This window comes from Acidobacteriota bacterium (assembly GCA_028875575.1).
GTDB lineage: Bacteria > Acidobacteriota > Terriglobia > Versatilivoradales > Versatilivoraceae > Versatilivorator.
This window is the reverse complement of sequence record JAPPDF010000100.1, coordinates 71,776-90,545: the sequence shown is the minus strand read 5'-3', so window position 1 is coordinate 90,545 and position 18,770 is coordinate 71,776. Positions and strand designations below refer to the sequence as shown.

General features: G+C 61.4%; 16 protein-coding genes. 3 read left to right on the top strand and 13 right to left on the bottom strand.

Features of this window, described 5'->3' with window-relative positions:
- Positions 1 to 14: 14 nt before the first annotated feature.
- Entirely contained in the window at positions 15 to 206 is a 192-nt protein-coding gene (locus OXI69_17315; protein ID MDE2667904.1) for a hypothetical protein, read from the bottom strand.
- Positions 207 to 238: 32 nt separating this feature from the next.
- Between OXI69_17315 and OXI69_17310 the strand changes: the two genes are divergently transcribed.
- Entirely contained in the window at positions 239 to 817 is a 579-nt protein-coding gene (locus tag OXI69_17310) for a CoA pyrophosphatase (protein MDE2667903.1), read from the top strand.
- A gap of 20 nt (positions 818 to 837) precedes the next feature.
- Here the strand turns inward: OXI69_17310 and OXI69_17305 are convergent, their stop codons facing one another.
- The 10 genes from OXI69_17305 to OXI69_17260 all read right to left on the bottom strand — a co-directional run bounded on the left by OXI69_17305 (position 838) and on the right by OXI69_17260 (position 12,742).
- Positions 838 to 1,836 (bottom strand): NAD(P)-dependent glycerol-3-phosphate dehydrogenase, encoded by a 999-nt coding sequence (locus OXI69_17305; GenBank protein ID MDE2667902.1) that lies wholly within the window; start codon positions 1,834 to 1,836, stop codon positions 838 to 840.
- Positions 1,837 to 1,929: 93 nt separating this feature from the next.
- Entirely contained in the window at positions 1,930 to 3,165 is a 1,236-nt protein-coding gene (locus OXI69_17300; GenBank protein ID MDE2667901.1) for a competence/damage-inducible protein A, read from the bottom strand.
- Positions 3,166 to 3,230: 65 nt separating this feature from the next.
- A complete protein-coding gene (locus OXI69_17295; protein MDE2667900.1) occupies positions 3,231 to 4,238 on the bottom strand; it encodes a gluconolaconase in 1,008 nt (335 codons plus the stop codon).
- A 17-nt stretch (positions 4,239 to 4,255) separates the two neighbouring features.
- Positions 4,256 to 4,774, bottom strand: coding sequence for a phosphatidylglycerophosphatase A (locus tag OXI69_17290; GenBank protein ID MDE2667899.1), 519 nt, complete (start codon positions 4,772 to 4,774; stop codon positions 4,256 to 4,258).
- Positions 4,775 to 4,954 (bottom strand): DNA gyrase inhibitor YacG, encoded by a 180-nt coding sequence (gene yacG / locus OXI69_17285; protein MDE2667898.1) that lies wholly within the window; start codon positions 4,952 to 4,954, stop codon positions 4,775 to 4,777.
- Between the two features lie 65 nt (positions 4,955 to 5,019).
- Positions 5,020 to 6,342, bottom strand: a complete 1,323-nt coding sequence (gene rimO / locus OXI69_17280; protein ID MDE2667897.1) for a 30S ribosomal protein S12 methylthiotransferase RimO — start codon at positions 6,340 to 6,342, stop codon at positions 5,020 to 5,022.
- A gap of 197 nt (positions 6,343 to 6,539) precedes the next feature.
- On the bottom strand, positions 6,540 to 7,658 hold the full coding sequence (locus tag OXI69_17275; GenBank protein ID MDE2667896.1) for an ATP-NAD kinase family protein: 1,119 nt from the start codon (positions 7,656 to 7,658) through the stop codon (positions 6,540 to 6,542).
- A gap of 677 nt (positions 7,659 to 8,335) precedes the next feature.
- The gene (gene gcvPB / locus OXI69_17270) at positions 8,336 to 9,913 is read right to left on the bottom strand and encodes an aminomethyl-transferring glycine dehydrogenase subunit GcvPB (protein ID MDE2667895.1); all 1,578 of its coding nucleotides are present in this window, start codon (positions 9,911 to 9,913) and stop codon (positions 8,336 to 8,338) included.
- A gap of 34 nt (positions 9,914 to 9,947) precedes the next feature.
- Positions 9,948 to 11,357, bottom strand: coding sequence for an aminomethyl-transferring glycine dehydrogenase subunit GcvPA (gene gcvPA / locus OXI69_17265; protein MDE2667894.1), 1,410 nt, complete (start codon positions 11,355 to 11,357; stop codon positions 9,948 to 9,950).
- 53 nt (positions 11,358 to 11,410) lie between these two features.
- Entirely contained in the window at positions 11,411 to 12,742 is a 1,332-nt protein-coding gene (locus tag OXI69_17260; GenBank protein MDE2667893.1) for an ArgE/DapE family deacylase, read from the bottom strand.
- A 481-nt stretch (positions 12,743 to 13,223) separates the two neighbouring features.
- Here OXI69_17260 and OXI69_17255 point away from each other — a divergent pair, with 481 nt between their 5' ends.
- Positions 13,224 to 14,300, top strand: a complete 1,077-nt coding sequence (locus OXI69_17255; protein ID MDE2667892.1) for a glycosyltransferase family 9 protein — start codon at positions 13,224 to 13,226, stop codon at positions 14,298 to 14,300.
- Positions 14,301 to 14,675: 375 nt separating this feature from the next.
- Here the strand turns inward: OXI69_17255 and menC are convergent, their stop codons facing one another.
- Complete coding sequence (gene menC / locus OXI69_17250; protein MDE2667891.1) at positions 14,676 to 15,785, bottom strand: o-succinylbenzoate synthase; 1,110 nt, start codon at positions 15,783 to 15,785, stop codon at positions 14,676 to 14,678.
- On the bottom strand, positions 15,782 to 16,918 hold the full coding sequence (locus OXI69_17245; GenBank protein MDE2667890.1) for a M20 family metallopeptidase: 1,137 nt from the start codon (positions 16,916 to 16,918) through the stop codon (positions 15,782 to 15,784). Before OXI69_17245 ends, menC begins: the two co-directional genes overlap by 4 nt.
- A gap of 389 nt (positions 16,919 to 17,307) precedes the next feature.
- Between OXI69_17245 and OXI69_17240 the strand changes: the two genes are divergently transcribed.
- Entirely contained in the window at positions 17,308 to 18,702 is a 1,395-nt protein-coding gene (locus tag OXI69_17240) for a DUF839 domain-containing protein (protein ID MDE2667889.1), read from the top strand.
- Positions 18,703 to 18,770 lie beyond the last annotated feature (68 nt).

The following is an 18,770-nucleotide window of genomic DNA, read 5'->3' as shown; positions in this document are numbered from 1 at the left end:
TGGAGGAACCCGTCTCAGACGCTTTGACCATTGTAGTTCTCACCCCCTGACGAGCCTCGGAATCCGTCCTGTTCCAGGCCGCGCTTGTAGCCGGAATCTTTAAGGTCGGCCCGATTTCTGCCGCCCCCCGGCATCCTCACCGTCCCGCCCCCCGGCATCCTCAAGTTGACCGGCTTGCGGCCATTCATTAAGATGCTGGCCCGCATATCAGTTTCTCTCCGGCAACGTTTTTCAGCATATGGCGCGAACAGCGGTCCAAATTGCCTCTCAACTGGCTGCCAGGGTGCCTCACAAGCTTAGCGGGCGCCATTCCGGGCGAGCGGCAGTGCTGATACCGATCCTGAAACAGGAAGACACCTTGCATTTCCTGCTTACACAGCGGACTGAAACGGTGGAAACCCACAAGGGGCAGATCTCCTTTCCTGGAGGAATGCGGGACTCGGAGGAGGAGCCCCTGGTTCAGACGGCGCTGAGAGAAACACGAGAGGAAATCGGGTTGCCGGAGTCGCAAATTCGGATCCTGGGACAGTTCGACGACTACCTGTCCTCCACCGACCTGATTGTCACTCCATTTGCCGGCTGGGTCTCGCCACCGCTGGAGCTGAACCCCAACCCGGAAGAGGTCGAAGAAATCCTGGAGGTCCCCTGGAGCCTCTTTCGCGATCCCGGCTTGTGCAGAACCGAGACCCTTCGGCGACTGGGCCGGGACATCCTGGTCTACCACTACGATTTTCAAGGTCGAGACGTCTGGGGGCTGACGGCCCGGATCATCCGCGACTTCCTGCATCTCATCGATGAGTCCCCGTCTCGAAGTTGAGGCTGCAGTTCCGGCCGGCCTCATTCCTCCTTCAGCCGTCTTCCCATCAAGTCTCTCACGGCCTCCCCCGGATTCTTTCGGTGGTGAAGCATCAGGTTCACCTGCTCGGTTATGGGCATTTCCAATCCGTAACGGGCTGCCAGCTCCAAGGTGGCCCCGGTCGCTGGAATTCCTTCCGCCACCGTCCTCATTCCCGCCGTGATATCGGCCAACTCGTGTCCCTTTCCCAATTGGAAGCCGACGCGGCGATTGCGACTGAGCTCGCCATGGCAGGTCAGTACCAGGTCCCCCAGGCCGGCAAGTCCGGCCATGGTCTCACTTCGACCGCCGCAGGCCACAACCAACCGCGTCATTTCCACCAAACCGCGTGTCACCACCGCCGCGACCGCATTGCAACCCAATCCCATACCGGCACATACTCCTGCGGCGATGGCGATCACGTTCTTGACCGCCCCACCCAGCTCGACGCCGATGATATCGGTATTGGTGTAGAAACGAAGCGAGGGACCGGAGAATTCGGTTTGCACGACCCGGTTGACGGTTGGATCGGGTCCCGCCACCACGATGGCCGTCGGATCGCCCCGAGCTACCTCCCTGGCGAAGGTGGGACCGGAGATCGCCGCCATTCGCGGCCGAAAACGGGTTGAGACAACAGCCTCCATCACCTCCGACATGCGCTGCAGGCTGGTGCTTTCAAGCCCCTTGGTGGCGCTCACCAGGATCACCTCGGGACGCAGGTATGGAAGCATCTCCTGGTAGATCCGGCGGCAACAGTTGGCCGGGAGGGCCGTCACCACGATTTCGGCCCCTTCCAGGCCAAAGTCGAGAGAATCGGTGGCGACCACCGGGTCCGGGATCGAAAAACCGCTGAGGTAGAGAGGGTTGCACCGCCTCTCGTTGATGGCGGACACCAACTCCGACTCATAGACCCAGAGTCGAATCCGGTGTCCCATTCCGGATAGAGCAATGGAAAGAGCCGTCCCCCAACCTCCTCCGCCTATGATCGCCACCCGTTTCATGGTTCTGGCCTCTGCTTGCCGTTCAACACTGCAGACCACGCTCGGGCAGCACTTCCCGGTTGCCGGACTATACCGCCCCGGAGTTCGTGGCGGTCACAGCAACCTGCGCCGCACCATGTCCAGAGCCGTCTGGGAGGCCCAGAAACGGATCCTCTCTCGATCACCGCTGAATCGAAACTCCCGATGCTCAACCTGGTTTCCCATGGCCAGGGCCAGATGGACCAGTCCTACCGGTTTTTCCTCGCTGCCGCCGGAAGGGCCGGCCACACCCGTCACTCCAATACCGATGCTGGCTCCCATCCGTTCACGAATGCCCTCTGCCAAACTCTTGGCCACCTCTGCGCTGACGGCGCCGCTCATCTCCAACAGCAGTGGCGGCATGCCGGTAAACTCCACTTTGGATTGGTTGCTGTAACAGGTGACCCCGCCCATAAAATACCTGGAGCTGCCGGGAACCCGTGTGATTCTCTCGGCAATCAGCCCACCGGTGCAGCTCTCAGCCACGGCCAGCGTCTCCTCCTTCCTGAGAAGGCACTCACCCACGACCTGTTCCAGGCCCTGGTCGCCCGTGGAAAAGATGACGTCTCCCAACGTTACCTGGATCGGATCGGCCACTTTGTCTACCAGGGCCTCGGCTTCCTGCAGCGACTTTGCGCGGCCGGTCAGGTGAATCTGTATTTCTCCCTTGCCGGACAAAATGGTGGTCACCGGATTCTTGTAGGCCGTATAGATCGGAGCGATCTGTTCGTCGAGTTGGGACTCCGTCATTCCGGTCGATCTCAACACCCGCGTAAACAGATGAAATCCTTTCGACCGCTGGCTGAGCAACGGCAGGCAGGACTCTTCAAAGATCGCCTTCATTTCCGAAGGCACTCCCGGGAGCAGAACGATGACCACCTCCCCTTTTTCCAGCCAGAGGCCCGGAGCCGTCCCCAGCCGGTTATCGAGGATCCGAGCCCCCACGGGAACCAAGGCCTGGCGGGCATTGTTGCCCGGCATCTCCAGCCCCCTGCCCCGGAAGCGATCCCGGATGGTCTGAAGAATGTCATGCTGCAGCACCATCTGCCTTCGCAGCACGCGAGCGAACACCTTCCTGGTAATGTCGTCTTCCGTCGGTCCCAGTCCACCGGTCGCAATCACCAGCGGAGACCGCTCCACCGCCGACCTCACCACCTGCTCCAAGCGGGTTTCCTGGTCTCCGGCAACCACCTTGAGATCCACTTCAATGCCGATGGAGTTGAGTTGTCGGGTCAGGTAGAGGGAATTGGAGTCCACCCGGTGTGGAGTCAGCAGCTCCGACCCAATAGCGATGATTTCGGCGGTTTCCATAGGACGGGGGAGGGATCGGGCGGCCAAGAGGGGAGCAGGGGGTTGCCGAATACACCTCGCCCGTGTCAGGGCAGAGGCTTACCCTCGACTCCGACGTGAATTCGATAGATGGAACTGGTGGTGGCAAGATACATGTCCTGCCCATATCCGAATGTCAAGCCGATGAGGTTGGAGCCGCTGATGGCCAGCCTGGCCTCTGCATCGGGATTGATCCTCACCACACCCCGCCGGCCTGCCATCGAGGCCGCCACGTAGAGGTTGCCCTCCGCGTCAAAGGCCATTCCCTGAGGCCTGCCCAATCCGGTAAAGAACACCTCAACCTCGCCGCTGGAGGTGACCTTGTAGACATGGTCGCAGGTAGAAGCGGTCGGTCCCGTCACAAAGAGGCTGCCGGCGTGATCGAAGGCGAGGTGATAGGCCGACACACTGGGCTCGAGAGTTGCAAAAACGAAGATCTCACGCTTTCTGTCGATCTTGAAGATGGTGCCGCTGCGGTCGCCGACGTAAAGGTTGTCTTCGCGATCAAAGACGATATCGGTGGCTACCCCCATTCCCTTGGCATAGATCGAGGTCTCTCCCTGACTGGAAACTCTGAAGATATTCCCGTCATGGCGGCTGGAAACAAACAGCTCGTCCCTGCTGTTGAGAGCCAGGCCGGTCGGATTGACGATCTCGGCGCCCAGGGGTTCGACAACCCCGGTCCGGCTGATCCTGAAGATGGAGTTGGGAACCTTCTCACCCTTGCGACCGCTCAGGGTGGAAAAGAGGTTGCCACCCGAATCCAGGACCGGATTGGCCACCGGGTGCAAATTGTCAGTCACCGGATCGGCCACTTCACAGGCGACGTGATTGCTTTCCTGTCCGTCAATGGCAATCCACAATTCCCCGCTGCGGGCATCCGATGGGACCTGCGCCACAATCAGATCGGAGGCTGCCGAAACCAGGTGGCCGGACGACCGCTGGATCCTCACATCGGGCCGCAAGTAGGACTTCAATTCCAAGCCACTGCAGCGAACAAATATTTCCCCTCCGGGAAGGGCTGCTGCAGGTAGCAGATCCAGAATTCTAATCATGGGTCAGATCGAAAGGATTATGCCAGCGAGAGCCAATAGCGATCAATCAGCACCAGCAACAAGGAGGCGTAAAAACCGGCGGCCAAATCGTCGAGGACGATTCCGAATCCCAGGGGAACTCTCTCCAGGGACCTTATCGGGAAGGGCTTGGCGATGTCGAAGAAGCGAAAGAACAAAAAACCGAGTAATAGCAGGGTGAGCCGGGGGTTCCTGAAGATCAGGCCGAACGTCAATAACTGACCCACGATCTCATCGATGACGACTTGAGGTGGATCCCGCTTGCCCAGGACTGCTTCCGCCCGGGAACCCGCCCAGATGCCTACGGCGCCAATAACCGCCACCACCAGCCAATTGACGAAGACCCGTTGTCCCCCCAGGAGCTGCCAACGGGAGAGGAGCAGGATCAGTAGAATGCCGACAAAGGAACCGACCGTGCCCGGTGCTATCGGACAATAGCCGACACCGAATCCGGTGGCAATGACCAGCGCCAATCGGTCCTTGATGCCTGATGGTCTGGTGACTGTCGGAGCCCCCATTTATTCTTCGGCCGGTGCTTCTTCAGCTTCGTCGATTTCGGGCGTATTCTCCACCGGAACCGTGTAGCGGTTCGTTGCCCAGTTTCCCAAGTCACGCGTTTGGCAACGCTCACTGCAAAAGGGTCGGTAGGCGTTCCCTTTCCACCGAACCGGCCTCTTGCACATGGGGCACTTCGTCATCGCGCACACCTCCCGAGGCAAAAGGGAGCACCCGCCCGTGCCCGACACTGGCAATGCACCACGAGTTATACCAATCGGCCCACCAGATCATAGTTCATGGCCTGGGTAATTTCAACGTTGCCAAACTCTCCCGAATCGGGCGGTGCAGCCTCCAGGTCATTGATCAAAACCACGCCATCGATTCTGGGGGCTTGAGACTCCAGCCGGCCTTGCCAGAGGAGGTCGCTCTCGGCCGACTTCCCTTCGACGAGCACGGGTTGACGCTTCCCCACCATGCTCCGGTTCTTCCGCCGGGAGATCTTGGCCTGGATTCCCATCAACCGCCTGCGGCGTTTTTCGATCAGTGCCGGCGGCACCTTTCCATCCAGGTGATAGCTGCCGGCCTCTTCCTCGTCCGAATAGGTGAAAGCACCCAGTCGATCGAACTGGATCGTCTCCACGAAGCGGCACAACTCGGCAAATTCCTCTTCGGTCTCACCGGGGTAACCCACGATCATGGAGGTCCGCAAGGTAATTCCCGGAACCCTTTCCCGAACCCGATCCAGGAGCCGGGACAGGCTGGAACTGTTGCCCCCCCGCTTCATCGATCTCAAAACCCTCTCGCTGGCGTGCTGGAGCGGCATGTCCAGGTACCGGCAGATCTTTTCCTCCTCCCGCATGGCCGCCAGCACATCCTCTCCGAGCTGCGAGGGGAACGCGTAAAGGAAGCGAATCCAGTGGATCCCTTCCACCTTGGTCAGTTCCCTCAGCAGCCGGGACAGCCCCTGCTTCATACCCAGGTCGATCCCGTAATGGGTAGTCTCCTGAGAGATCAGCACGATCTCCTTGACCCCGCCGTCAGCCAGAAATCGGGCTTCCTTCAGGATGGAAGCCATCGGGCGGCTGCGATGGGCTCCGCGAATTCTGGGGATGACGCAAAAGGAACAGGGGCGATCACAACCCTCGGCGACTTTGATGTAGGCCGTATAGCCGGGAGTCGTCAGCAGCCGGGGCGTGTTTTCGTCGTACAGGTAGTACCGGTTATCGATTGTGGGCGGGATTCGTCCTTCGCAGAGGTCGATAATGGACTCCAACTGGGTCGTTCCCAGAACTGCGTCCACCTCGGGAATCTCCGTTTGGATCTCCTCCCTGTAGCGTTCCACCAGGCAGCCGGTAACCACCAGGCGCGAACACTGGCCGCTGTTCTTGAATTCCGCCATCTCCAGGATGGTGTCCACGCTCTCCTGCTTGGCCTTGTCGATGAAGCCGCAAGTGTTGACTACGATCACGTCCGCCCGTTCGGCCTGGGCCGTGATCTCGTACCCTCTTCGGCGCAGCAGCCCCAGCATGATCTCGCTGTCGACCAGGTTTTTTTCGCAGCCCAGGCTAACCAGGCCTATCTTCTTCATCGTAGAACTCTGGGAACGAGTTTGGCGGGAATGACCCGGCCGAGACTGCCGGGAGCCGACAGATTCCGTGAGGCGGCCCGGGGACCCTGCATGGGCCGCGGTGATCCCGAAGCCGCCTGCCATTCTAGCACTTACCGCCAAATCGGCAAGGGGCCTCCGCCCACCGACTCTCCATGGGCCGGTGGGTTATCGACGGACTATCCATGGCCTACCTTGTAGATGACGTAGTCCTCATATCCCGTGGTGACGCGGAGGTAACCGCTCAACTCCCGATTCAGAGCTTCGTCACCGGTGTCAACCAATAGCGGTCTCCCCCCCAGGGAAGCCAGCTTCTCCTTGGTAGCAACCACCAACAGGCCTTGCCTGCCCACCTGCCTGAGCAGGGTCGGACCGATTTGCTGATTTCCCCGCCCCAGAATATAGCCTTGCCCTCCTATGACGGTAATCACGATTCTGACCCGACGCCCCGCGGTCAGCTCCAGCAGCCGCCGCTCGGAGACATCCCGGGCCACCAGGCGGCGGTTGCAGACGACGTCCACCCCCAGCAGCGTGCCGGGCAGGCCCAGTCTCTCCGTTATGGCTCGAGTGGTCGTCCCGGGTCCGATCACAAAAACCTCCGATTCCTGCATGCAACCGACGACCTCCTCCGCCATCCCGGCCAGCTCCTGAGCCTCCGACACCGCTCCTCCCGCCTTCATCCTTTGGACATAGCGGTCTTCCACGGGGACCCGCAGATAGCCGTAGAGCCTGGCTTCGACAACGCCATGACGATAGGACTCCTCGTCAATGTCCATGACCTCACCCTCTCGAACACGCCTCAACCCGCCCTCCAGAAACCGGCGGGCCACTTCCCCGGCGTCCCTGGGTGTGACGGCGTAGACCGCCGAATGGATCTTGACTCCGGCTGGAATTCCCAGGGCCACCAGGCGGCTGCCAACGGCCCTGCAGACATTCCGGGCGGTGCCGTCCCCACCCGCGAACAGCAGCAGGTCCACCTCTCTGTCCAACAACTGCCCGGCGGCCCGTTCCGTGTCTTCCCAGGTGGTTTCCCGTCCCTGTGTGGAACTCAGGATCAGGGGATCGAGTCCGGCACGACGACAGATGTCCTCTCCCATTTCCCCCGGACAGGTGATCCATTGCAGCGCATCCCTCGATTCGGAAAGGGCGGCCAGCGCCTGGCCGCCCCGCTGTGGAGATTCAGGAGTCGCGCCCAGCTCTCGGGCCAGGCGCAGGACTTCAGGGCCATCGCTGCCCTTGAGCCCCACCTTGCCTCCCATCCCGGCGACGGGATTGACAATCAGGCCCACGCTCTTCATCGGCGATCACCGCACATGGCTCTTACCACCTCTAAAAAACTCATACAACCTATCTATAAATCAACGTCCTAAATGCTGAATAGTAATGGTTTACATATAAGTTCCGTCCCTGCCCTGCCGGTCAGCTCACACGAGGAAGCGACTGCCGATGGTGTTGGAGACGCACCACGAATTGAAACACAATCTGATGGACCACCTTAACTGCGACGACGTCACGGAATGAAGCCCACCCGGGAGCGCGGGCGTCCCGCCCGCACAAGTCCTGGCACAGCCTCGACTTCCGGCTCCACTCGGGTCGACCGGCAACGGCGCCGGGACTCTGCTTCGGCCCAGCCCATGCCGTTCCCGCCGGCAGGGTAGACGGGTGCCCCTTGCAGAGAAACTGAGTGGCAGGCAACGGGAGTGCATGCGGGCGGGACGCCCGCGCTCCCGGGTGGGCCTCCTCCCATCACTCCTGCTCCTCGAGGGGGCACGCGCTGGCTTGCCGGGCCGCAGCCCTGCCCATGCGGCAGAGACATCTCGCTTCGTGGTCCTTGGTAGCTCCTCGCGGATCCCTTTTTTTGGTCCAGGTCAGTTATCTGCTGTGCCGACCTGGTTTGCGCCTGGAACGCACAGGCTCGGGTGCCCCTGATCGCATTGAGAATTGCGAGGGGTTTGCAAACATCCTGAACCGCCGATTACACCTGGGGGTCGGCGGTAGCGGTGCGCTTTTTCCTCTGGTACTGGCGCCAGGTGACGGCGATTCTCTCGGGTTCGTCGATGCCGGGCGAGGGAACTTTGTGGACTACGGAGTTGTGGGGAGCGTTCTTGACGAATTGGGGATCCTGGTAGGCCTCCCGGGAAATCTGCCGCAGTACGGCGATGTACTCGTCGAGATCGTCCTTGGAATAGGACTCGCAGGGTTCCAGGGTAAACGGCTCCGGCACGATCCAGGGAGGATGGCTCATCCAGTAGTGCTGCAGACCGAAGTCGGCCATTCTTCGCATCACGTCTTCGGTGCCGACGCCGGTGTCCTGCTTCAGCTTGTCCCAGGAGTAGCGAACCTGCTCCAGCCGGCGTTTTCCCTGAGCATACTGAATGACCACCCCCGGAATTTCACTCAGCTTCTTGAGCAGGTAGTTGTTGTTGAGCACCGAGCACTCGGCGACTTCCCGCAACCCGTCGGCGCCGTGCTGCATGATCCAGGCGTAGGCCCGCAGAATCGTGGGCGCGTTTCCGAAAAAGCAGCGCACCCTGCCGATACTGTCGGGCCGATCGTATTCCAGATGGTATCCGGTTCCGTCGAATGTCACCCGGGGGACCGGCAGAAACCGACCCAATTCCCCGACCACTCCGACGGCCCCGGTGGAATGTCCCATGCAGGCGTGGGGAGAGGAAAAGGTCTTGTGGATATTGAAGTGGCAGAGATCGAACCCGGCTTCCCTGGCTCGGGTAATGCCCAGGATTCCGTTGGCGTTGGCCTGGTCGTAGGCGCAGAGGGCTCCCACCCGGTGGGCCGCCTTGACGTATTCATCGATCCTGGGGTTGTAAATTCCGGTGTCCTCCGGGTTGGTAACGAAAATCCCGGCCGTACGCTCGGACAGAGCCGCCTTCATGGCTTCCAGGTCGGGATATCCGCGTTGGTCGGGCATGAGGGTGATCACCTTGTATCCGGCGGTGGCCGGACTGGCGGCGTCGCAGGGGTGAGAGAACAACGTGGTAATAATCTCCGATCTCTTCTCATCCCCCCTGGCCTCGTGCCAGGCCCGAACCATGCAGGCATTGGCGTAGACACCCTGGGCGCCGCCGCCCGGTTGGAAACTGAAATGGTCCAGACCCGATATCTCCTTGAGGAACTCTTCCAACCGGAAGTAAACCTCCAGAATGCCCTGCATGGTGTCCTCGTCCTGAAGGGGATGAATATCCCTGAGGCCCGGGTTCCCCACCAGTTGTTCGTGAACCTTGGGGCTGTACTTCATGGTACAGGTCCCCTCGCTGGCATCGACGGTCATGTCCGCGCCCATGGTCTCCTGGGAAAGTCGCAGGAAGTGTCGCAGGGTGCGAACCTGGCTGACTTCGGGCAGTGCGGCCGGCTTTTCTCTCCTGAGGTTTGCCGGGATCCTGGAAACCCCGTCTCCGATCTCGGCCTCTATTTCCCGTTCAACCCTGGGGACGAGGATTCCGCGCTCGCCCGGGACGCTCATCTCGCAGATGATCTCCTCATCCCACCTCGCCTGATGGAACTTGCGCAACAGCGTCGATTGGTTCCTGCCCATTGAATCGTCTCCCGGGACAACCGGTCGGTGATGCTCAGCCTTGCCCTGCAACAGCCTCCAGGGCCGTGACCAGCCGGTCGATGTCCTCCTTGGTCATGATTTCGGTGACGCAGTAGAGAGCGCTTTGCCCCAATTCCGGGAATTCCCCGGAGAGGTCCCTGCCGCCAAGGATCCGGTGCTCCAGCAGGGACTTGTTGACCTGCTCCACGCTTTGCCCGGTGTCTCCAAAACTCACGACGAATTCCTTGAAGAAGGGTGTGGGAAAGAGCACCTTGACGCCTTGGATCCCCGCGATGCGCTTGGCGGCATACTGGGCCCTCTGCATGATGACCTGACCCAGCTCCTGCATCCCCCTGGGACCCAACAGAGCCAGATAGACTCCCGCCGTGATGGCCCACAACCCGGTGGTGGTGCCGGTATACTCCTTGCCCTTTTCGCGGGAACCGTAGGAGGTCCTCTCGAATAGCACCTCGCCAAAGCCATACTCCCCTTCGCGAACGGTTTCGGTAAGACCGAACATCAGGTCCTTGAATTCGGCGACATATCTCATGTCGTCATGGGTGGCGATGAAGCCTCCCTGCCCACCGCCGCAGAGCAGATGCATGCCCAGGGGATGAAAATCTCCGCAGGCGAAGGTGGCGCCGTAGTTTGCGGGAGGGGCCATCACGCCCAGGGAGATGGGATCGGTGTAGACCACCAATTCGGCGCCGTGGGCTTTGACCATGCGGCCGATCTCCTCGGCCCGGGTCTCGATCACACCCAGGTATCCGGGATTTTCGATCGCCACCGCCGCCGTGTGGTCCGACAGCTTGGATCTCAGGTCGCGGATATCCACCAGGCCGGTCGCCGGGTCCAACTGGATGAGACTCACTTCGAGCGCGGAGTCCCCGCCCCCCTTGAGATAGTTCCTGATGATGGACAGGGTCTCTTCGCCCATGGATCTGGGCAGCAGGACCCGAGGGCGCCCGGTGATGCGGGAGGCCATGCGCAGAGAGGTGGCGGCTGCCTGAGGTCCGTCATAGAGGGGACAGCTCAGGACATCCATCTCCAGCAGGTCTCCCATCAGGCTGGCGTACTCGAAGAACGCCTGCCACTTGCCGTGATCGGCATAGGACTCCCCCACGTAAGCCGTGAGGAACTCGGCGCGGTTGTTGATCTCATCGCACACCGCCGGAACGTAGTGCTGAGCACAGCCGGCTCCCAGGAAACTGAGGTACTCCGAACAGTTCCGGTTTTTCCGCAGCAACTGCTCCACGTGCCTCTTGATGGAAGCTTCGTCCAGTATGGGTTCAGGCAGGTTCAGGGGGCCCTTGAACCGCAAATGGCTCGGGATCTCGGCGTACAGCTCCTCGATACTGCCGGCGCCGATCTCCTCCAGCATCCGCGCCTTGATCTCAGGGACCGAGTTGGGAATATAGGGGTAAACAACGGGGTCGTTGCTCATTGGCGCTCCCTTGGACCGGGCTGACCGCAAGATTCCGGACAGCGCCGGCAGTTCTACGCACTCACTTCACACCAATCCATGGCCAGCAAGGCATAGGCCTTGGTGGCCACCATGAGCTCGTCGATCTCGACATACTCGTCGGCAGCGTGTGCGACCAGGATGCTGCCGGGCCCGTAGACAATGCTTGGAATCTCCTGCCGGTTGAGAAAGGCGGCGTCGCACACCGCGTAGAAACCGGCGAACCGGGCCGGCACGTCGAATCGTGATCCCTGCGCGGCTTCCCCGTGGGCAGCGGCCATGGCCTGGCAGATCGCATGGTCGGGATCCACCGAATAGGCCGGCCAGTTGACCTTCCATTCCACTTTGGGCGGATGGAGCCGGAGCCATTCGTCCAACTGGCAGGCATGGCTGAGATATTCCTCGAACTCCTGCCGGACCGCCTCGGGAGAATCCTCGGGGTGATACCACAGGCAATACTCGATCGTGCAGAAATCCGATATGAAGAAGGGTACCTGAACGCCGTGAGGGGCACCCGTGATGACGCCCGGCAGCATGGTGAAGTGGCCGGGCTTGAAGAGTGGATGTTTCTTGGTCAGTCCCCACTCGTCCTCCAGCTTGCGGATCATGTTGACCAGGTAAACGCCCTTGTCGATGGCATTGACAGCCACCTCGGCTCCCAGGCCGCCGGCCCGAAAGGTCTCTCCGCGGGTGGAGGCATGGCTGGCCTTCCCCTCGACGGTCACACTGACCCACCACAAGCCGGGTGAGACCGGCACCACTGCCAGGGGGTACGGTGGCGCCGAGGGTTCCGAGACCACGGCGGCGTCGGCCCGATAGCCCCGCTTGGGCAGATCGCCGGCTCCGATGGTGGCGCTGTCCATATTCTCCTCGCCCGCAGTGGCGGAGAGAGTCAGTTCCCCCTTGAGCTCGAGCCCCGCCGACTGGATCGCCTTGATCGCCATCATCTGAGAGACCAGAGGACCCTTCATGTCGCAGGATCCCCGGCCGTAGATCCGCCCTCCCTCGACCTTGCCGCTCAGGGGATCTCCGGACTTCCAGGTCTCGGGCAGGCCGGTGGGAACCGTATCGATATGTCCATTGAAGAGCAGCGACTTGCCCCCGCCGGTTCCCTTCCAGACACCGGCCAGATTGGCCCGTTTCGGCTCGACCTCCCAAAGGTCGACTTCCACTCCGAGCTGTTGGTAGTGTCCGGCCAGGTACTGGTTGGCTTGGGTTTCGCCCCCGACTTCGGCCTCGTAATCGGTCCCGGGGTAACCCGGATTGATGCTGCGAATCTGAACCAGCTCACTGACGGCTGTCACGATTTCCTCCTGCATGCCGTCAATGACGTCCAGAACCATGCGCTTTTCGGCCTTGGTTGCCACTCCGTCCTCCTGTTTCAGGGAATCCCGATGGGTCCGGTTAGTCTACCACCGTTTTCAGTGGATAGTGGAGAGTGGATAGTGGTTAGCCCCACCCGGGAACGCGGGCGTCCCGCCCGCACAAGTCTTGGCACAGCCTCGCCCATCCCATCCTCCCGGCTCAACCGGCAACGGCGTCAGGGCTCTGCTTCGGCCGAGCCCCTGCCGTTCCCGCCGGCAGGGTGGCAGCGTGCGGCATCGCAGGGAAACTGAGCGGCACGCAACGGGAGTGCATGCGGGCGGGACGCCCGCGCTCCCGGGTGGGCCGTCTCCCATCACTCTTGCTTCTCAATGGCGCGCACGCCGGCTCGCTGGGGCACAGCCCTGCCGATGAGGCAGAATCGTCACGTTTGGCGGCCCTTCGTGGATCACTCTTTTTTCGCTTGTTTCAGGTATGATGCTTAACGTGTTGACCCAATAGCTCTTCACCCTCCACTCTGTGGAAATGACGCCTCCAGCAGGACTATTAACCAGCCTTTCACCGGGTTCGAGGATTCTGTTCATCCGGCTTCGCTCCCTGGGCGACACCGTTCTGTCCACCCCTCTCTATGCCGCCCTCAAGGCCTGGAGGCCGGACCTGCGTCTCTCGGCGCTGGTGGAAGAACCCTTCGATGAAGCTCTGTATCGTAATCCCGATCTGGAATCGGTCTTCCCTCTGCAGGTCCACCGGACCAAGCAGCGGTCCACCGCCAGGGCTCGCTGGCAGACGCTGCGGCAGATCCGCCGAATGCGCTTCGACTGCTGCATCAACCTGCACGGAGGCACCACCAGCGCCTGGCTCACAGGCCTGAGCGGGGCCCGCTTTCGCATCGGCCTGCAGGGCTATCGCAATTCCTTCTGCTACAACGTTCGCACGGAGTTGCCGTCGCCGCCCCCCGGGGTCCGTTGGCACTCGGCCAGATTTCAATTGGAATGGCTCTATCGACTGGGCCTGCAGAAAGGTCCCGATCCTCCGGCTCGCCTCGTCCCGGACCCGGGCCTCCGGTCCGTGCTGGAGGCCCGTCTTAGGGATGCCGGTCTCGAGCCCTCTCGACCAGTGTGCGTGATTCAGCCCAGCTCCCGCTTCCATACCAAGGAGTGGACGGATTCCGGTTTTGCCGAGATCTCAGACTTCCTGCAGGAGCACGGATATGCCACGTTGCTGGTCGGCACCCGGGAGGAGAAACCCAAGATCAGGAGGGTGGCCGGCCTCTGCCGGAACCGGCCTGCTTCGATATGGGGCCTTACGATCTCCGAATTGACCGGAGTCTTGGGTCAGGCCAGTCTGTTTGTGGGAAACGACAGCGGGCCCACTCACATGGCGGCGGCCCTGGGAGTCCCCGTGCTGGTGCTCTTCGGGTCCTCCGATTCACACCTGTGGCGCCCCTGGCAAGCCGTCCATGAAATCGTGCAGAATCCCTTCGACTGCAATCCCTGCCCCGGCTACCGCTGTCATGTATTCGGAAAACCCCAGTGTATTCTGAGCATTACCCCCCAACAGGTGAAGGAAGCCTTGCAGCGATTGCTGAAGCGGGTGCATTGAACCAGTCGAAATCAAGAGGCCGGTTCACCTGCAGTGGAACCCAGCGCACATTGCTGGAAACTACGCGCTGCCGCCCGGCAGAGTTCAATTAAAAAACCCTGTCCCCAGGCAGTGTTGTAGTTAGGTGGAGAGCGGTGTAACCGCGGTTGGCGTAGGTAGACCGAGGAAACGCTTGAAAGAGGCCTTCCTTATAGAGCAGCGTAGCTGCGACTCAGGGTAGCCCCGGGCGGGAGCCCGGGGTCGTATCGACTCGGCGCCACCTTAGCCGCGTAGGCGGCGAATTAAAAGCACCCTTCCCCAAACCACTTCCCTTTCCAATGAGAGTAGTTAGCAAGATCCGATGGGACCCGGCCGGGCAAGCCTACCAACCAGACTTCAGGGCCGCAGCGACCGGGTTCTCACCGTCACCTGATCGATGCGCTCCAGGTGGGGCCGGAAGCCGATACCCGCATCCGGCAGCACGTGGATCCTGCCCTGCGGGTCTACCTCCACTTCCGGCTCAATCAGGTCCTTCCGAAAGTAGCGCTTGCTGGCGGAAACATCTCCCGGCAACCTGAAATTCGCCAGGGTGGAGAGGGCCACGTTGTGGGCTCGGCCGATTCCCGTTTCCAGCATTCCCCCGCACCAGACGGGAATGCGGCGATCCTGGCAAACGTCGTGAACCCGGAGGGCTTCGGTGTAGCCGCCGACTCTTCCCAGCTTGATGTTGACGATCCGGCAGGCCCCGGCGTCGATGGCCTTGCGGGCGTCCTCGCCGTCCAGGATGGATTCGTCCAGACAGATGGGCGTGCGCAGGACCTTCTGGAGTTGGACGTGGTCCAGGATGTCGTTCCAGGCAAGGGGCTGCTCGATCATCAACAGGTCGAAATCATCCAGGGCCTTCAGGCGATCCAGATCGGCCAGGCTGTAGGCGGAGTTGGCATCGCACATCAGCAGGATCTCGGGGAAGCGCCTTCGGACTTCCCTCACCACGGCCACGTCCCACCCGGGCTTGATCTTCATCTTGATTCGCTGGTAGCCCGCCAGCAGCTCCTTTTCGATCTTGTCGAGCAGTTTGGCAGGGCTCTCCTGGATGCCGATGGAGACTCCGCAATCCAGGGTCTTGTGCTGTCCCCCAAGCAGTTGGTGCAGGGGCTTACCCTGCAGGCGGGCATAAAGATCCCAGATGGCCGTCTCCACCGCGGCTTTGGCCATATTGTGGCCTCGGATGGGTCTGAGCAGCGGGGCCACCTCCCGCGGATGGGAGATCTTCGCGGCAAAGACCCTGGGGACCACGAAATCCTGGAGCACGTGCCAGGCGGTAGCAGTGGATTCGTGATTGTAGAACGGGCCCTCGGGAGCGGTGGATTCTCCGTAGCCGACCAGGCCTTCCCCAAAGACTCGAACCAGAATCACCCGCCGCAGGGTGGTCCGGCCGAAGCTGGTCTCGAAAAAGGAGATCAGCGGCATCTGCACTTCACGGAGCTCAATCTGTTCGATCTTCATAGATTCAAGGCCAGTTGGGTCAGCAACGCGGCTCGAGGAGCCAGGCTTTCCACCAGCACATGTTCGTGCAAGGCGTGAGGACCGGCGCCGTCGGGTCCCAGGCCATCCAGGGTCGGGACGCCCAGGGCCGCGGTGAAGCAACCGTCGCTGCCTCCACCGGTCGAACCCTCTTGCAGGTCGATGCCCAGCTCGGCAGCCAACTGACGTGCCTCCCGGTACAGTTGAACCATCTGATCGTTGCGCTCCAGGGGTGGCCGATTCATGTTTCCCCTCACGCTAAGCCGACTACCCTCGACCCGGGGCTGGAGCCCGTGGATGCAGGCCGTGATTCGCTCTCCCTCGGCCATGGTGGCTACCCGCACGTCCACCTCCAACTCGGCCTGGTCGGCGATCACGTTGGAGCGGGAACCCCCACGGAACACGCCCGGATTGACCGTGGTCCCCAATTCCAGGTCGTTCAACTTGTAGAGCTCCAGCACCTGGTAGGCCAGCTCCTGGATGGCGCTCACCCCCTTCTGGTAGTCCACCCCGGAGTGGGCGGCCACGCCGCCGGCTGAAATCACAAAGGTGCCAACCCCTTTGCGGGCGGTCTTGACGGCGCCTCCCGGCAGGCAGGGCTCCAATACCAGAACGGCCTGGCAACCCCAGGCCTCCTTTTCGATCAAGGATCGAGCCGTCCGTGTGCCGACTTCCTCGTCGGAGTCGAGCAGGATGGTCAAGGGCCGCTTCAACTTCCCCTGGCCGCTCGACAGATAGTGAGCCAGCGACAGCATCAGGGTGGTGCCGCCGCGCATGTCAAAGGAGGCGGGCCCGAAGATCTTTCCGTCTTCCAGCCTGGCCGGACGGCGCTTGGCCTCTCCCATACCCCAAACCGTGTCCAGGTGTCCCAGCAACAGCAGGGGCTTTCCTTGGGCATCGGGACCCGAAAATCTGGCCAGCAGGTGGTCTCCCGCCTCCGGGTTGGGGACCAGTTCCACCGCGGCGCCGTAGCTGCCGAACCGATCTCCCATGTGGCGGGCCAGCCGATCCAGAGCCGGCTTGTTGTCCGAGGGTGAATCGGTGTTGATCAGGTCCATCAGCCACTGGACCATCTGCGGCTCCAGATCGCGAAAGTAGGAGAGAAGCGTGCTCATGGATAGAAATCCGGGGCTCGCGGGTTCCGACCCGCTTCATGGCTCGTCGGGACATGCGCGTCCCGCGGAGGGTTGGGGAGGCCTCAATAGATGCGGGTCAAAGGACTTGCAATCAGACCGGTTCCATCCCATGCCGCCCGACCGGAATTTGCCGCCCGGGACCCGATGGAGCCGGCGTCCCCGAAAATGCCGACCCAAAATACCACAGTTGCCGAGTGTCCCTTCACCATAAATTTACACCGATGACACAGCGGTTCTTGCTAAGATAAAGGTCCACCGCAGAATTGACTTACATTTACATCCATGAGGGTAGCGCCCAATCGCCCTGGGTCTTGAACCGGCGAGTCCCATCGACCTTCGCCGAGCCGCCCCCAGAAAGGCAGACCGAAATGAATTCCTCACGACGATCGTTTCTGAAAGCGTCCGGGGCCTGCACCATGGGCTTTCTGGGGCTTCGTTCTCTTACCGGCAAGGGGTTTTCGAAGCCCCTTCCCAAACCCACGGCTCCCGCGGGTTATGGAGATCTGCAGCCCGACCCGGAGGGAGTGATCGAACTCCCCGCGGGCTTCACCTATCGGATCCTTTCCGAGGTGGGAGAGTTGATGGACGACGGCTACAGAGTGCCGGGTCTGCATGACGGGATGGCTGCCTTTCCGGGTCCGTCAGGGAGCACGATTCTGGTCCGGAATCACGAGCTGGGCATCGATCATCAGACCATCGGAGCCTTTGGCCCCATCAACCAGTTGCTCAAGGCCGCAGACCGGCAGAAACTGTACGACGCCGGTCAAGGGAGGAGGCCCTGCCTGGGAGGAACCACCACCGTGGTCTACAACACTCGCCAGATGCGCCTGGAAAAGCACTTCCTGAGCCTGGGCGGAACGGTTCGCAACTGCGCGGGGGGGCCGACTCCCTGGGGAAGCTGGATCACCTGCGAGGAGACGATTCAGAGGGAGGAAGGACTCTACGCCAGGGACCACGGCTACAACTTCGAAGTGCCGGCCACCAGCGAAGTCGGGTTGACTCCCGCAGTTCCCCTGAAAGCCATGGGACGCTTCGTGCATGAAGCCGTCGCCGTCGATCCCAATTCCGGGATCGTCTATGAAACCGAGGACCGGGGTGACGGGCTCCTGTACCGCTTCATCCCGAACAAACCCGGTGAACTGACAGCCGGCGGACGTCTACAGGTATTGAAAGTGAAGGGGAAACCCGGTCTCGACACCCGCAACTGGAACGCGCGCAAGGTGCTGCCGGGTCATGTGTTCGAGGTGGAGTGGGCTGAAATCGATGACGTGGAGTCCCCCAACGACGATCTGCGCTATCGGGGTTTCGAAGACCTGGGCGCGGCCCGCTTCGCCCGGGGCGAAGGCATGTGGTGGGACAAGGGATGGATCTATTTCGTCTGCACCAACGGCGGTCTGAACCAGAAGGGGCAGGTGTGGCGATACGCCCCCAGTTCCGAGGAAGGAAAACCCGGCGAGAAAAACAGCCCCGGCAAGCTGGAACTCTTCATTGAGCCCAACGACGGCAATTTGGTCGAGAACGCCGACAACCTCACGGTTGCGCCCTGGGGGGACCTGGTTTTGTGCGAGGATGGATCGGGCGAGCAATTCCTGGTCGGGGTGACGCCGAGGGGCGATCTCTACAAGCTCGGCCGCAACGTATTCAACAACTCCGAGTTTGCCGGTTCGACCTTTTCACCCGACGGAACCACCCTCTTCGCCAACATCCAGAATCCGGGCATCACCCTGGCCATCACGGGTCCCTGGCAAGGAAAGAAGAGTTAGCAGAAATCCCGCTGAAGCACCCCCTCCCCGCGCGCTGAGAGGGGGATAGCGGACAGGCAAGCGTGTCT

Coding starts and splice junctions, on each gene's coding strand:
- OXI69_17315 (MDE2667904.1), bottom strand. CDS start 206: ATGCGGGCCAGCATCTTAATGAATGGCCGCAAGCCGGTCAACTTGAGG.
- OXI69_17310 (MDE2667903.1), top strand. CDS start 239: ATGGCGCGAACAGCGGTCCAAATTGCCTCTCAACTGGCTGCCAGGGTG.
- OXI69_17305 (MDE2667902.1), bottom strand. CDS start 1,836: ATGAAACGGGTGGCGATCATAGGCGGAGGAGGTTGGGGGACGGCTCTT.
- OXI69_17300 (MDE2667901.1), bottom strand. CDS start 3,165: ATGGAAACCGCCGAAATCATCGCTATTGGGTCGGAGCTGCTGACTCCA.
- OXI69_17295 (MDE2667900.1), bottom strand. CDS start 4,238: ATGATTAGAATTCTGGATCTGCTACCTGCAGCAGCCCTTCCCGGAGGG.
- OXI69_17290 (MDE2667899.1), bottom strand. CDS start 4,774: ATGGGGGCTCCGACAGTCACCAGACCATCAGGCATCAAGGACCGATTG.
- yacG (MDE2667898.1), bottom strand. CDS start 4,954: ATGACGAAGTGCCCCATGTGCAAGAGGCCGGTTCGGTGGAAAGGGAAC.
- rimO (MDE2667897.1), bottom strand. CDS start 6,342: ATGAAGAAGATAGGCCTGGTTAGCCTGGGCTGCGAAAAAAACCTGGTC.
- OXI69_17275 (MDE2667896.1), bottom strand. CDS start 7,658: ATGAAGAGCGTGGGCCTGATTGTCAATCCCGTCGCCGGGATGGGAGGC.
- gcvPB (MDE2667895.1), bottom strand. CDS start 9,913: ATGGGCAGGAACCAATCGACGCTGTTGCGCAAGTTCCATCAGGCGAGG.
- gcvPA (MDE2667894.1), bottom strand. CDS start 11,357: ATGAGCAACGACCCCGTTGTTTACCCCTATATTCCCAACTCGGTCCCT.
- OXI69_17255 (MDE2667892.1), top strand. CDS start 13,224: ATGACGCCTCCAGCAGGACTATTAACCAGCCTTTCACCGGGTTCGAGG.
- menC (MDE2667891.1), bottom strand. CDS start 15,785: ATGAAGATCGAACAGATTGAGCTCCGTGAAGTGCAGATGCCGCTGATC.
- OXI69_17245 (MDE2667890.1), bottom strand. CDS start 16,918: ATGAGCACGCTTCTCTCCTACTTTCGCGATCTGGAGCCGCAGATGGTC.
- OXI69_17240 (MDE2667889.1), top strand. CDS start 17,308: ATGAATTCCTCACGACGATCGTTTCTGAAAGCGTCCGGGGCCTGCACC.